We start from the raw sequence: 13,771 nt of genomic DNA, 5'->3' as shown, positions 1-13,771 counted from the left end.
ATGCCGACAGGTAGACTGTTGAGTTGTTCTTTGACAACGGGGCCGACCGGTATCGACCGGACAGGGAAGACTTGTGGTGGCGCGTCGAGGTGTACGTTGGCCTCGTTAAACCACGTACAAAACCATAAATGCCAACGATAACATCGTCGGTCGGATCGGCTTCGCGCCGGCCCGTCTCGCTGCCTAATCGCAGCAACATCCTGATGCCAGCTCGCCAGTGGCTGGTTTAGGGTGAATGATCAGCTGGATCGCTTGCGTGTCATGTCTCGGGGCACGCGGGTTAAATCTTTCGAGGCTGGGTTCTGCGGAGGCTGTCGCTTGCCGCCAAGGGACCGAGACTTAAAGAACCGACTACACGCGTAGAGGCTACTCGTCGACTGTCTCGGCACGGGGGTTCGAATCCCCCCGGCTCCATTGATTTTGGCGAGGCTTTTTCAGATTGATCTGTGAGAGTCTTGTCATCAAAAAAAGCCGCTGGTATTTCCAGCGGCTTTTTTTTGATGACTGTGAGGCTTATTTTTGTTCAGGCTCTGGATTGACTACTTAAGGTCGAAGCGGTCCAGATTCATGACTTTGTTCCAGGCGGCGATGAAGTCGCGGATGAAGGGCTGCTGCGAATCCTGGCATCCGTAGACTTCGGCGATGGCTCGGAGCTGTGAGTTGGAGCCGAACACCAGATCGACGGCGGTTCCCATCCATTTCATCTCGCCGGTCTTGCGATCGGTTCCCTCGAAGAAGTGATCGCATTTAGTGGATTTTTCCCACTTCGTGTCGTTGTCGAGCAGGTTGATGAAGAAGTCGTTGGTGAGGGTTTCGGGTCGGTTGGTGAAGACGCCGAGCTTGGATTGAGCGGCGTTGGCGTTGAGGGCGCGCAACCCGCCGACGAGAACGGTCATTTCCGGGGCAGTCAGTGACAGCAGGTGGGCACGATCCAGCAGGTGTTGTTCTGCGGGGGTGCTGTTGTCTTTGCCGAGGTGGTTGCGGAAGCCATCGGTGGTCGGCTCCAAGACAGCGAAGGAGTCGACATCGGTTTGGTCCTGGGTTGCGTCGGTTCGTCCGGGCGAGAAGGGAACCTTAGCTTCGTGACCTGCGGCCTTGGCGGCGGCTTCGATGGCGGCACATCCGCCCAGGACGATCAGATCGGCTATCGAGACTTTCTTGTTGCCGGATTGGGCGGCGTTGAAGCTCTTTTGGATTTCCTCGATCTTCTGGAGCGCCTTGGCCAACTCATCTGGCTGGTTGACTTCCCAGTCTTTTTGTGGGGCCAGGCGGATTCGTGCGCCATTGGCCCCGCCTCGCTTGTCGGTGTGGCGGAAGGTGGCTGCGGATGCCCATGCGGTTGTGATCAGCTGAGCGATCGACAAGCCAGAAGCCATGAGTTTAGTTTTGAGGTCTTCGATGTCCTGTTGGTTGATCAGGTCGTGATCGAGTTCGGGGATGGGGTCCTGCCAGAGCTGCGGGGATGGAACCCAAGGGCCGAGGCATCGTGAAGGCGGGCCCATGTCGCGGTGGGTGAGCTTGTACCAGGCCTTGGCGAAGGCTTGTGCGAACTGGTCCGGTTGCTCGTGGAAGCGTTTGGAGATGGGTGCGTAGATCGGGTCCACTTTGAGTGCGATGTCGGTGGTGAACATCATGGGGGCGTGTTTTTTGGCGGGGTCGTGGGCATCGGGGACGGTGTTGGCTCCGGCCCCGCTTTTGGGCGCCCATTGGGTTGCGCCTGCGGGGCTTTTGACTTGCTCCCATTCGTAGCCGAAGAGGTTGTCGAAGTAGTTGTTGTCCCATTGGGCGGGGTTGGTGGTCCATGCACCTTCGAGTCCGCTGGTGATCGTGTCTGCGGCGTTGCCGGTGCCGAAGGAGTTTTTCCAGCCGAGACCTTGCTCTTCGAGTCCGGCGGCTTCGGGTTCTGCCCCGATATATTGGCCCGGGTCGGCTGCTCCGTGGGCTTTGCCGAAGGTGTGTCCGCCGGCGATGAGGGCGACGGTTTCCTCATCGTTCATCGCCATGCGAGCAAAGGTTTCGCGGATGTCTTTGGCGGAGGCGAGCGGGTCGGGGGTGCCGTTGGGGCCTTCGGGGTTGACGTAGATCAGGCCCATCTGGACGGCACCGAGGGGATTCTGGAGGTCTCGTTCGCCGGTGTAGCGTTCATCGCCAAGCCACTCGCTCTCGGGGCCCCAGTAGGTGTCGCCTTCGGGTTCCCAGAGGTCCTCGCGCCCGCCGGCGAAGCCGAACGTCTTGAGTCCCATGGACTCGATGGCACAGTTGCCGGTGAGGATCATGAGGTCGGCCCAGGAGATTTTGCGGCCGTACTTCTGCTTGATGGGCCAGAGCAGGCGTCGGGCTTTATCGAGGTTGACGTTGTCAGGCCAACTGTTGAGGGGGGCGAATCGGAGGGTACCGGAGCCGGCTCCGCCACGGCCGTCGGCGACGCGGTAGGTGCCAGCGCTGTGCCAGGCCATGCGGATGAAGAAGGGGCCGTAGTGGCCGTAGTCGGCGGGCCACCAGTCCTGGGACGTGGTCATCAGTGTCATGATGTCCTTCTTGAGGGCATCAAGGTCAAGGCTCTGGAACTCCTTAGCGTAGTCGAAGTCCTTGTCCATGGGGTTGGACAGCGGGGAGTGCTGGTGGAGGATCTGGAGGTTGAGCTGATTGGGCCACCAATCAGCGTTTGAGAACGCTCCAGCGGCGGTGTGTTGGTGAATTATGCTCATTACCGGGCACTGACTTGTGGATGACATGGATGACTCCTCTGGTTGGTCGCTTACTTTAGGTCGGCATGTGCTGGATAGACAACATAAACACCTGGCTTAGTCTGCGGGTTATGTCTTGGGACGAAATGCGATGACGCCCCAGAGTCGGAGCAGCAGGAGTTCGGCGACGGCGAGGGCGACCATGAGGCCGACGACGGCCAGGAAGGCCCATTCGGTGACGGTGCCGGGCATGCCGGCGACGTTCATGCCGAGGATGCCTGTGAGGAAGCTCAGGGGCAGGAAGACGGCAGAGACGATGGAGAGAAGGTACATGGTGGCGTTGAGCCGCTGGGCTTGGAGGGCCATGGCCTCTTCCTGGATGTAGATGCAGCGTTCACGGAGTGTTTCGAGGTCCTCGAGGAATCGGGTGGTGAGGTCGAGGGCCTCATTGAGGCGGAGGCGGATGTCGTCGTTGAGCCAGGGGTAGGGGGCTTCGATCAGTGTTTCGAGCGATTCTTGTTGGGGCGCCAGGTAGCGTTTGAGGGTGATGGTCTGGCGTCGCACGGGTCCGAGGTCTTTGAGGACGCTCTCGATCTCGCCATCGAGGGCGCGTTCCTCGAAGTCATCGAGGAGGTCACGGACGTTGCTGACGACCGGTCCCATGCGTTGGGCGAGGCCGATCGCAAGAGCGGCGAGGACACCGGCGTTGGAGGTTGGGCCGATCCCTTCGAGGAGTCGATTGCGGACATCGTTGACGGCGGCGAGTTTGGGGAAACGCATGGTGAGGATGCGGTCGGGGTCGATCCACATACGGAGTGAGATCATGTCATCGGGTTGGGCACCGGGGTTGAGGTTGACGCCTCGGAGGATGACGGCGGCTCCCGTGGGTGTGCTGATGACGCGTGGTCGGGTGTCTTCGGCGAGGAGGGCTTCGACGATGATGGGGTCGAGCCCGCTGCTGTGGCTCATCCACGTCACGGCGTCTTCGGCTCTGCGGTCGAAGTGGGCCCAGAGTGGCCCGTTGGCGGGTGTCCATGCGTCGAGGGCGGGGGCGGTGACTTCGCAGAGCCCGCCTCGTCCGTCGAGGGTCTGGGCGTGGAGTAGTCCGGTGGCTAGTACGGTCATGGGGATGGTCTCGCTGGGTTTGGTGTGACTTTACCGCTGACAGGGTTTGTTCGCGTAGCATCCTCATGTGCCTGGTGTGAAGCGAGATGATCTGGTCGTGCGGGACGGGAGCGGGCTGACGTGCGCTGCGGGTGGTCTCACGATAGATCCGTGGCGCGGGGTGGAGACAGCGGTTATCACGCACGGGCACAGCGATCACGCTCGTCGCGGGTCGGGGCTATATATCGCGACCGAGGCGTCAGCGCCGATCCTGCGGCACCGACTCGGGCGCGAGATCAGGCTACGAACGGTGGACTATGGCGAGCCGATTGATTTTGGGCCTGTACGGGTTTCGCTGCATCCGGCGGGGCATTTGCTGGGGTCAGCCCAGGTGCGGGTCGAGCATCGTGATGAGGTGTGGGTGGTGACGGGAGATTACAAGCGTGATCCTGATCCGACGTGCGCGCCGTTTGAGGTCGTGACTTGTGACGTGTTGATCTCCGAGTGCACCTTTGGGTTGCCGATCTACCGGTGGCCTGATGCTCGGCTTGAGTTTGATGAGGTCAATGCGTGGTGGCGAGCCTGTCGAGAGATGGGGCGGACGGCGGTGTTGTCGGTTTACTCGCTGGGTAAGGCGCAGCGGGTGCTGGCGTCGGTGGACGCGTGCATCGGTCCGATTGGTGTGCATGGGGCGGTTGATCCGTTGTGTCGTGTGTATCGGGAAGCTGGCGTGAAGCTGCCTGAGTGGGTGAAGGTGAGTCCGGACAGTGCGAAGCAACTCAAGGGGTGTGGGTTGGTGCTAGCCCCGCCTTCGGCTCTGGGCACGGCTTGGGTCAAGCGGTTGGCACCTGTTTCGGCGGCGGCTGCTTCGGGGTGGATGCGGGTGCGTGGTCGTCGGCGTCGAGAGGGGCTGGACCGCGGGTTTGTGATCTCGGATCACGCTGACTGGCCGGGTTTGCTCAGGACTTTCGAGGAGACCGGTGCGCGGCGGATCGGTCTCACGCATGGATCGACAGGCTCGCTGGAGCGCTATCTTCGGGGGATCGGGAAGGAGGCTTTTTCGATCGATACTCGGTATGTCGGGGAGGGCGGGGATGAGATCGAAGCCAAGGGCGAAGGTGGTTTGAATGAGGTGGTGTCGTGATTCGGCTGGCCGAGTTGTATCAGCGGCTGGATCGGACGACGCGGACCGGCGAGAAGCTGGCTGCGCTCGAGGTGTACTTTCGGGAGGCGGCGGCGGAGGATGCGATCTGGGCGCTCTACTTTCTTTCTGGTCGGAAGATCAAACGGGCGGTGTCGTACCGGTTGTTGCAGGAAGCGGCAACAGAGCGATGTGGGTTGCCGGCATGGTTGGTGGGGGAGTGTCGGGGCATGGTGGGTGATCTGAGCGAGACGATCTCGCTGCTGCTCGATCCGCCTGAATGTGCTGATCCGCCAGCTTTGCACGAGTTAGTCGAGCGTTATCTGCTGCCGTTGCCAGCGAGTGATGACGCGATGCGAAAGCGATTGATCAACGAGGCCTGGGATCGGCTGGACCCCTGGCAGCGTTTCGTGTTCCACAAGTTGCTGGGTGGCTCGTTACGGCTCGGGGTCGCGCAGCGGCTGGTTGTTCGGGGGTTTGCTGCGGCGGTCGGTGCGGAGCCAGAGGTGGTGGCGCATCGGTTGACCGGGGCGTGGGAGCCGACCGCATCGACGTACAGGATGATCGTCGAGGGTGATGAGGCGTTGGATGCGTTGCGACCTTATCCGTTTTGCCTGGCGACGGCGCATGACGGCGATCCCTCGGTGTTGGGTCAGCCCGGGGAGTTAGCGGCTGAGTGGAAATGGGACGGTATCAGAGCTCAGCTGCTCCACAGGCAGGGGCGTGTAGGTTTGTGGTCGCGGGGTGAGGAATCGATTGAGCGGTCGTTTCCGGAGTTGGTTGATGCGGGGCGACTGCTGCCGGAGGGGACGGTTCTGGATGGCGAGCTGCTTGCCTGGGATTTTGAGAACGCGAAACCTTTGGGGTTTGCCTCGCTGCAGAAGCGGCTGAACCGGGTTGATGTGCGGCCGACGCTCTTTGGGCCGGAGGTGCCGGTGATTTTTCTGGCGTATGACCTATTGCAGTGGGGTGGTGAGGATTGGCGCGGCCGGTTGTTTGATGAGCGGCGGCGTGGTTTGGAGCAGGTCGTGGCGGGGCTTGAGACGCCAGTGGTTGAGTTGTCAGAGTTGGTGAGCTTCGGGTCGTGGGAAGAGCTGGCGGAGCTGCGTGGGTCGTCACGCGAGCGTGGCGTTGAGGGGTTGATGCTCAAGAAGCGTGACTCGCTTTATGTCAGTGGTCGGAAGGCGGGCAGTTGGTGGAAGTGGAAGGTGACGCCTCATACGATCGATGCGGTGATGGTCTATGCCCAGCGGGGTCATGGGGAGCGTGCGGGGGTGTTCTCGGATTACACGTTTGCGGTGTGGGATGATGGGGGTGAACTGGTTGCGGTGACTAAGGCTTACTCGGGATTGACGAATCAGGAGATCGATGAGATCACGCGATGGGTGAGGAAGCATTCGATTGGTCGGCGGGGGCCGGTGCATGTCGTGGAGCCGGAGTTGGTGTTTGAGATCGCGTTTGAGGGGATTCAGACTTCCAGTCGACATCGCGGCGGGGTTGCACTTCGTTTCCCCCGGATGCTGCGGTGGCGGAAGGATAAGAAGCCGGGAGAGGCCGACACGCTGGCGAGTCTGCGGAGGCTGCTTGATGCCAACGGAGGATGAATGACCATCTCTGCGGTTGCACCCGGCAGGTTAGGAAGCAGAACGTATTAGTTTTAGTTCAAGCGATCTACCGTCCAGAGGTAGCCGAAGACGACCGGGGCTCCGGTGGCGTCGATACCGTTGGCACCACCAAGGTCAAGTGAGAACAGGTTGATGGTGGTTTGGGCTGGTGTTGGCGGGGTTTTCGTCGAGGCGTAAGGGCCAGCGACGTAATCGAGAGGGCGGTGGTAGAGGACGAGGTCGGCTTGTTCGAGTTGGGCCATGCGTTTGGCGAGATCGAAAGCGTGGTAGAGATCGCCTACAGCGTCGATCAGGCCGAGATCGGCGGCTTGTCTTCCGGTGTAGACGCGTCCATCGGCGAGTTTCTCGATGGTGGCACGGTCGAGCGAGGTTCGGCCAGCATCGACGACGCTGACGAACTGCTGGTGGTAGGTGTCGATCATCTGCTGGAAGATAGCTTTCTGGTCGTCGGTGAGTACGTCAATCGGCGAGCCTGCGCCTTTGATGGCCCCGCTGCGGAGCGTTGTGGCTTCGATTCCCCATCGGTCGAGTGCGGGTTTGAGGCTGACGGTCTGCATGATGACGCCGATGCTTCCGGTGACGGTGGATGGGTAGGCGACGATGCGGTCTGCGGCGCAGGCGATGTAGTAGCCCCCGCTGGCGGCGACATCCATCATGATGACGACGATGGGTTTGCCGGAGCTGGCTTTGAATCGTCTGATCTCGTGATGCATGGCCTCGCTGGCGGTGACAGACCCGCCTGGGGAGTTGATCCGAAGCAGCACGGCGTCGACTTGATCGTCGTTTCGTGCGCGTTCGAGTTTCTCGTGGAGAGCAGCGACGGGGTTCTCGCCTTGCTGGAGCAGGCTGTTGTTGCGGGCGTTGACGATGACGCCGCTGACGTCAATCATGGCGATCTTGGTTCGGCGGGCGGGTTCATCGACAACGATGGTTTCGGTGAGGGTTTGATCGCCGGGGGTGATGCCGACGACCAGCGTTGTGGGCCCACAGGCCGTGAGGATTAGAGTGATCAGTGACAGGATGGCGAGAAGTTGGCGCACGGCAGGTCTCCGTTGGGGAGCGTTGGAGGTGTGGGGCTCCCGTCGGGAGTGACTATACTCGCCGTTTCAGGGAGCGTAGCTCAGTGGTTAGAGCAGGCGACTCATAATCGCTCGGTCGCGGGTTCGAATCCTGCCGCTCCCATTTTCTCGCGGGTCAGAGATATGAAATGCCCCCGGCAGGATTCGAACCTGCGACCTCAGCTTTAGGAAAGCCGTGCTCTATCCAGCTGAGCTACGAGGGCCTGGAGGGATCAGGGTATCGGATCGAGTCGGGTCGGGCGAGCGTGCAAAGGGTAGGTGGCAGGATATGCTTTGCGTCCTCCCCGGCACGGGTCGGGTCTCTATACAGACAAGGAATAAGGCTATGAAGGCTGGTGAATGTCGGCCCGGGCAGGGCGTGAAGATGGATGGCAAGTCGTGCGTCGTGACCTCGATCGAGCACCGGACGCCGGGGAACCTGCGAGCGTTTGTTCAGATCAAGATCAAGGACATTATGACAGGTAAGCATGTCGAGAAGCGTTTTAATCCTGCGGATGACATTGAGACCATCACGCTGGACCGATCGGACCTTGAATACCTGTACACCGATACGGATGGCGCGGTATTCATGAATCCCACGACATTCGACCAGATCACGGTGCCAGAGACCGCTCTGGGTGATGTGATGCTTTACCTGCGGCCCAATACGCTGGCGACGATTCTGTCGATCGATGGGGTCCCTGCGGCGGTGGAGCCCCCTACGGTCGTGGTGTTGACGGTGACTGAGACCGAACCGGGGATCAAGGGAGCGACGGCGACCAATCAGCTCAAGCCAGCGACCTGCGAGACGGGTCTCACGACACGGGTTCCACCTTTCATCGACGCGGGCGAAGAGATCCGGGTCTCGACGGCGGATGGGTCGTATCTGTCTCGATCAACAGGTTAAGGCGCGGGGGTCTCGACTTCGACTCCCAGGTCTCCAAGATGATCAGGCCCGACCCACTGCAGCGTGGGCTGACCTCGATCGATGCGTGCGTGCACGCGGGCTTCGAGCGTGCCGTCGTCGATGAGCTTCTGAAGATTATCGCCGGGGCAACTGGTGCTTGCCATGTCGCGGTGGCCGTAGATCTCTGAGGGATCGACGCCGTATTCAATGGCGGCCCAGGCCATGAGATCGACGATGGTCTGGAGTTGTGCTTCGTTGGGCTCCATCTCGTTGTAGTTGCCGTAGCAGTTAATGAGGAAGTGGCCTGCGGTGTCGTAGCGGGTGTTGGTGTCGCCAAGGTACTGAGGATCACGGCCCTCATAGACGGTGCCGTCAAGATCAATGATGTAGTGGTAGGGGACATCCCACCAGTTGCGTTGGCTGGCTCCCCAGCGTTGCATGGCTTCGAGCTTGGCCCCTAGATCATCTTCGGGTTTGAGAGGTGTAGCGCTGTGGTGGAGAGTCAGCCGGTTGATGTCGTGGCGGATCCGGAGGCGTTGCTCGGCCCCGTTGGCGTGCTTGGCCTGGGCGACTTGCTCGGGGAGTGAGTCGAGGGTTGCGATTTCGATCACCGTAAGACCTCGACCCAGTTCATTCTCCTTGAGATAGACAGCGACGATCGCGACGTAGAGTGATCCGCGATGGAGAACAGCTCCTTCGTCAACGGTGGTGATCAGCTTGCCGTCGGCGTCTTCGAGCAGCAGGGTGACGCGATCGGTTTCGGTGGCGGGGCTGCCATCTTCCATCGGCTCGCCTGCAGGGGTGGTGTCGAGGACTGAGAGGCTCAGGGCCTTGAACTCGACGGTGTCGCCTACGGCGAGATTGCGGCGGATGCCATCGGCATCGACACCGGCAGGCGGGATCTCACTCCAGACCGTGTGACGCAGGATGCGAACATCACCATCTTTCATGGATGGCGCATCCTGCGCAAACAATGGGCAGGCGGCGAGCATCAGCCATGCTGCGGACAGCAGAAAAATCTTCATCGTGTTCCTCTCCATCGAGGTGTTGTTCAGGTAATGGGTGCGTAGGTGCTGGTACGGACGCGACGGACCTGTCGTTTGTTGGCGGCGAGGTGTTCGAGGATGAGGTTGAGGTCTTCGATGGCGTCGGTGCGATCGATGGCTTCGGCAAGCGCCTCGACGGTCATGCCGTCGCTGCCTTTTTTCTTGAGGTGATTTACGGCGAGTTTCTGGAGGTCGAGGACGATCGCGGCGGCCTTCTTGCCAGCCTCGACGCCCGGCTGGTGGTAGGCGTTGATGTTGACCAGGGTGGCGTAATAGCCGACGGCTCGCTCGAAGAGCGCGATCAGAGCGCCGAGTGATTTGACGTCGAGCTTGTCGAGCGTCAGCGTCATCGAGGGGCGCCCGGATTCGTATAGGGCGGTCCGGGTTCCCTGGTAGAAGCCCCGGAGGTAATCGCCCGCCGTGATGCCGGGCTCGACCTCAGTGTCCTCGTGTTTGCCGGGCGTGGTGTAGTCCTGGAGCACGAGGATGAAGGTCGCGAAGAAGTCATCGAGCCCATCGCGGAGTTGCTGGACATAGGCGTGCTGGTCGGTCGAGCCCTTGTTGCCGAGGACGGTAATGCCTTGTTTGGTCGGTTGGCCGTCGAGGGTTTCGGACTTGCCGAGAGACTCCATCACCAGTTGCTGGAGATACTTCGACATAAGCACCAGCCGATCCTTGTAGGGAAGCATCACCATCTGTCTCTCGCCCTGCCCGCCGGTGGCCACGTGCCACATCAGTGCGAGCCGGGCGGCCGGATTTTTGTTGATGTCACGGGTCCGGGTGGCCTCGTCCATCACGGCCGCGCCGTCGAGAAACAGCCGGATGTTGATGCCCTGCAGGGCCATGGGAACGAGTCCGACGGCGGACATGAGGCTGGTGCGTCCGCCGACCCAATCCCACATGGGGAATCGCTTGATCCAGCCCTCGGAACTGGCGGTCTGGTCGAGCTTGGAGCCTTCGCCAGTGATGGCGATCGCGTGCCTGGCAAAGCTAAGGCTCTGTGCCTCGTAGGCGGCTTTGGCCAGCAGCATTCCGTTGCGGGTTTCGGGAGTTCCGCCGGACTTGGAGATCACGATGGCGAGCGTCGATTTGAGTCGGCTCTTGAGGCCAGCGAGGGTGCGTTCGATGCCATCGGGGTCGGTGTTGTCGAGGAAGTGTGGGTTGAGTTTATTGCGTTTACCAGCGAGCGCATCGGCGATGAGTTGCGGGCCGAGTGCGGACCCACCGATGCCGATGACTAGGACTTCGGTGAACCTCGCGGCCTTCTCCGGGATGATCTGTTTTTTGTGGACGGACTCGGTGAACGACGCGACATCATTGATGGTGTGCTGGATGGCTTCGGCGAGGATTTTTTCGGGTGCCAGGTGCGGGGCGCGGAGCCAGTAGTGGCCGACCATCCGGTTCTCATCGGGATTGGCAATCTCGCCGGCCTCGAGTTTTTCCATCGCATCAAAGGCTTCGCGCATCGGTCCGGCCATGTCGGTCCAGACCTTCTCGGAGAAGCCCATCCGCGAGATGTCGAGGGTCATGCCGAGCTTGGGCACCCTGCAGGACTGCTTGCGAGCGAATCGGTAGAGCGCGGCCTTGTCATTGATCATCTGCACGGGCAGCTCCTGTTGGGTTGGTGACGTTCGGCGAGACTACTCGATACCGGTCTGCGTGGAGCCCTGGAGTTGCTCGGTCGCGATAGGCCGGACCACGAGCTTGTGACGCAGGTTGGTTGAGGGGTCGTAGACCTCGGCGAGGGCGATGGGCACGCGTTGATCGGGGGCCAGGAAAGAGCCGGTCGGGTAGGTTTCGCCGTAGCGATTGATCCAGCGACGCAGGGAGAAGGTGTTCTCGCCGATACGAATCTGGTCAATCGGTCGGGCGTACTCAGCATTGAGCCAGAGCTGGATGCTGCGGAATCTCAGAGGCTCCAGGTTGATGACCGTGAGGTTGCGGCCATGCTGCTCGAGCTGGATATCGAGGTCGGGGCCATACTGAGCTTCTTCGGGGTAGCGGAGCTGGGCGAGCTCCTCAGTCTGAGCACTCGCGAGGAGGTCTGCTGTGCCCTGGCAGCCCGGGACGCTGGCGGTGAGGGTCAGAATGAGGATTAGGGGGAGAAACGGCTTATAGTTGTGGGTCATGATGCGTCTCGGCAGTCTTCAGATCGATGCCCCGTTTTATCAGGCGGGGCTGGCGGGCTACTCCGACGCAGCGATGCGGCTGGTGGCTCGCGATCACGGCTGCCCGCATTGTGTGACCGAGGCGATGCTCGATCACTTTCTCGTCGCTGGCGGTCAGGGGCTCCGGGCCGCTGAGCTAAGGGACGATGACCACCCGATCACCGGACAGCTTATGGGATCTGCTCCGGAAGATATCGCCCGGGGGGCACAGATCCTTGTTCATCTGGGCTACGACGCTGTGGACATCAATCTCGCCTGCCCGGTCAAGAAGATCAAGAAGAAGGCTCGTGGTGGGCATCTGCTCTCGGATACGCAGACGGCTGTGGCGATCCTCAAGGCGGTCCGGCAGGTCGTTCCCGATGAAATCCCGTTGACCGTCAAGCTCCGCAGAGGCTCAGACGATTCGCCTGAGGCCGCCGAGCGATTCTACCGGGTCTTCGAGTCGGCCATCGCGAACGATTTTGCGGGCGCGACCGTTCACGGCAGGACAGTGGAGCAGAAGTACCTTGGCCCGGCTCGCTGGGCTTTTCTGGCGGATTTGACGAGGCACTATTCGGGAACGATGAACCGGGTGGGTCGCTTCACGATTGGCGGGTCCGGGGATATCTGGAACGCACGGGATATCTTCCGGATGATTGAGCAGACCGGGGTGGACTGGGTCAGCGTGGCTCGCGGATGCATCGGCAACCCCTGGCTGTTCAGGCAGGCGCGGGCGTTGATGGCCGGGAATGAGGCCGAAGCGTCAAGACCACCCGGGATCGCTGAACAGCGGTCTGTGCTGCTGCGTCACTTCCAACTGAGTCTGGAGTTGCATGGCGAGCAGCAGGCTTCACGGATGATGCGCAAGTTCGGCATCAAGTTCTCGCGGCATCACCCAGAGGGTGAGGCGATCAAGCAGGGGTTCATTGCCGTGAGTTCTTTGGCCGATTGGCATGCGGTTCTGGATCGCTTTTACGCAGAAGATGGGGCCGGCGTGGTTGCAGTAGCCGAGCATGAGGCTGAGAATGCTGGCGTTGGGGCCGAAGAGGCCTGCACACCCCTGGGTTAAACGCTTCGGAGGATCCTGATGATTCATCCTGCTGGTCTTGTGATGTTGCTCCTGTTCGCCACACTCACCGGTTGTGCGCACTCCGCCCATCCGCGTCTCCTGGAGCCAAAGCCCGTGTCCGGAATCCATGAGCGCTATCAGGTGATCGGCCGCTCGCTGGAAGGGCGAGGGATTGAGTGTCACGAGCTGGGTAACGGTCGGGAGTTGATCGTCTTCATCGCTGGGATTCATGGGAGTGAGCCTGCGGGTGTCCCGCTGGTGCGTCAGATGGCCGCCGTGCTCAAGGCGAATCCCGAGATGCTCGAAGGCAGGCGGGTTGTGATCGTCTCCAACGCCAACCCGGATGGACTGGCCAGGGGCAGGCGCTTTAACAACAACGGAATTGACCTGAACCGCAACTTCCCTGCTCGCAATCACTCGACCGAGCGCGACCGTCACGGCATTCGTCCCTTGTCGGAGCCCGAAAGCCGTGCGCTCTACGATCTGTTCAAATCGCTGCCCCGCCCGGCGCGGGTCATCACCCTGCATCAGCCGCTGGAGTGCATCGACTACGACGGACCGGAGACCACGACACTGCCGCTCGCCGAAGTACTTGCCGCGACGAGCCAACTGCCGGTCAACAAGCTCGGGAGCCGGCCGGGTTCACTCGGCTCGTGGCTTGGTGTCGACCAGGAGATCCCGACGATCACCGTTGAGTTCTATAAGGCTGATACGGACCTCACCTCAGATGAGTTGTGGCGGAAGTACGGCCAGATGATGCTCGCCGCGGTGATGTACCCGGAGCTTCCCGGGGCACGCCAGATCACCCGGATGGATAATCGGTTCCGCCAGGGCTCCTAAACGTCACAGACCGCACGATTCATCGATCCGATCTATCCCGGGCATCGTAATAGCCTCAGCCGGTCGATATGGACTGCTGTCTTGAGACCTCTGTGCGATGTTGCACGGCCAACTCGCCGATAAACCTCGGTGGATATGGAGCCTTAT

At 61.0% G+C, this 13,771-nt stretch carries 11 protein-coding genes, 2 tRNA genes and 1 other RNA gene; 7 read left to right on the top strand and 7 right to left on the bottom strand.

Annotated elements, in window-relative coordinates:
* The first annotated feature begins 38 nt into the window (after window positions 1–38).
* Window positions 39–417: a transfer-messenger RNA gene (gene ssrA / locus RIG82_04120) on the top strand.
* A 122-nt stretch (window positions 418–539) separates the two neighbouring features.
* On the opposite strand, the gene katG is transcribed toward ssrA, so the two are convergent.
* Together katG and RIG82_04110 are read right to left on the bottom strand one after the other, a co-directional pair.
* The gene (gene katG / locus RIG82_04115; protein MEQ9460119.1) at window positions 540–2,735 is read right to left on the bottom strand and encodes a catalase/peroxidase HPI; all 2,196 of its coding nucleotides are present in this window, start codon (window positions 2,733–2,735) and stop codon (window positions 540–542) included.
* An 81-nt stretch (window positions 2,736–2,816) separates the two neighbouring features.
* Complete coding sequence (locus tag RIG82_04110; protein MEQ9460118.1) at window positions 2,817–3,812, bottom strand: zinc transporter ZntB; 996 nt, start codon at window positions 3,810–3,812, stop codon at window positions 2,817–2,819.
* Between the two features lie 67 nt (window positions 3,813–3,879).
* On the opposite strand from RIG82_04110, the gene RIG82_04105 reads away from it, so the two are divergent.
* Window positions 3,880–4,935 (top strand): ligase-associated DNA damage response exonuclease, encoded by a 1,056-nt coding sequence (locus RIG82_04105; protein ID MEQ9460117.1) that lies wholly within the window; start codon window positions 3,880–3,882, stop codon window positions 4,933–4,935.
* Window positions 4,932–6,536, top strand: a complete 1,605-nt coding sequence (locus RIG82_04100) for an ATP-dependent DNA ligase (protein ID MEQ9460116.1) — start codon at window positions 4,932–4,934, stop codon at window positions 6,534–6,536. Before RIG82_04105 ends, RIG82_04100 begins: the two co-directional genes overlap by 4 nt.
* A 53-nt stretch (window positions 6,537–6,589) precedes the next feature.
* Here RIG82_04100 and sppA read toward each other — a convergent pair whose 3' ends face one another.
* Window positions 6,590–7,597, bottom strand: a complete 1,008-nt coding sequence (sppA, locus tag RIG82_04095; GenBank protein MEQ9460115.1) for a signal peptide peptidase SppA — start codon at window positions 7,595–7,597, stop codon at window positions 6,590–6,592.
* A gap of 69 nt (window positions 7,598–7,666) precedes the next feature.
* Between sppA and RIG82_04090 the strand changes: the two genes are divergently transcribed.
* Window positions 7,667–7,739: transfer RNA gene (locus RIG82_04090), tRNA-Ile, on the top strand.
* A 26-nt stretch (window positions 7,740–7,765) separates the two neighbouring features.
* Here RIG82_04090 and RIG82_04085 read toward each other — a convergent pair.
* Window positions 7,766–7,839, bottom strand: a tRNA-Arg gene (locus RIG82_04085).
* A 122-nt stretch (window positions 7,840–7,961) separates the two neighbouring features.
* Here RIG82_04085 and efp point away from each other — a divergent pair.
* Window positions 7,962–8,522: an elongation factor P gene (gene efp / locus RIG82_04080; GenBank protein ID MEQ9460114.1), complete on the top strand. Its 561-nt coding sequence runs from the start codon at window positions 7,962–7,964 to the stop codon at window positions 8,520–8,522.
* Here the strand turns inward: efp and RIG82_04075 are convergent.
* From RIG82_04075 to RIG82_04065, 3 genes are read right to left on the bottom strand one after another with little or no spacing between them, the layout of a single operon-like run.
* A complete protein-coding gene (locus RIG82_04075; GenBank protein ID MEQ9460113.1) occupies window positions 8,519–9,547 on the bottom strand; it encodes a peptidoglycan recognition family protein in 1,029 nt (342 codons plus the stop codon). The genes efp and RIG82_04075 overlap by 4 nt on opposite strands.
* Before the next feature lie 26 nt (window positions 9,548–9,573).
* Entirely contained in the window at window positions 9,574–11,166 is a 1,593-nt protein-coding gene (locus RIG82_04070) for a glucose-6-phosphate isomerase (GenBank protein ID MEQ9460112.1), read from the bottom strand.
* Window positions 11,167–11,208: 42 nt separating this feature from the next.
* Entirely contained in the window at window positions 11,209–11,697 is a 489-nt protein-coding gene (locus RIG82_04065) for a hypothetical protein (protein ID MEQ9460111.1), read from the bottom strand.
* Here RIG82_04065 and RIG82_04060 point away from each other — a divergent pair.
* Together RIG82_04060 and RIG82_04055 are read left to right on the top strand one after the other, a co-directional pair.
* Window positions 11,696–12,784, top strand: a complete 1,089-nt coding sequence (locus tag RIG82_04060) for a tRNA-dihydrouridine synthase (GenBank protein ID MEQ9460110.1) — start codon at window positions 11,696–11,698, stop codon at window positions 12,782–12,784. The two genes, RIG82_04065 and RIG82_04060, sit on opposite strands and share 2 nt — an antisense overlap.
* 18 nt (window positions 12,785–12,802) lie before the next feature.
* Window positions 12,803–13,624 (top strand): DUF2817 domain-containing protein, encoded by an 822-nt coding sequence (locus RIG82_04055; protein ID MEQ9460109.1) that lies wholly within the window; start codon window positions 12,803–12,805, stop codon window positions 13,622–13,624.
* Window positions 13,625–13,771: the final 147 nt, after the last annotated feature.

The sequence above is a fragment of the Phycisphaeraceae bacterium genome, from assembly GCA_040222855.1.
Lineage (GTDB): Bacteria > Planctomycetota > Phycisphaerae > Phycisphaerales > Phycisphaeraceae > Mucisphaera.
The sequence above is the reverse complement of the archived record's forward strand: the minus strand, read 5'-3'. Positions and strand labels throughout refer to the sequence as shown.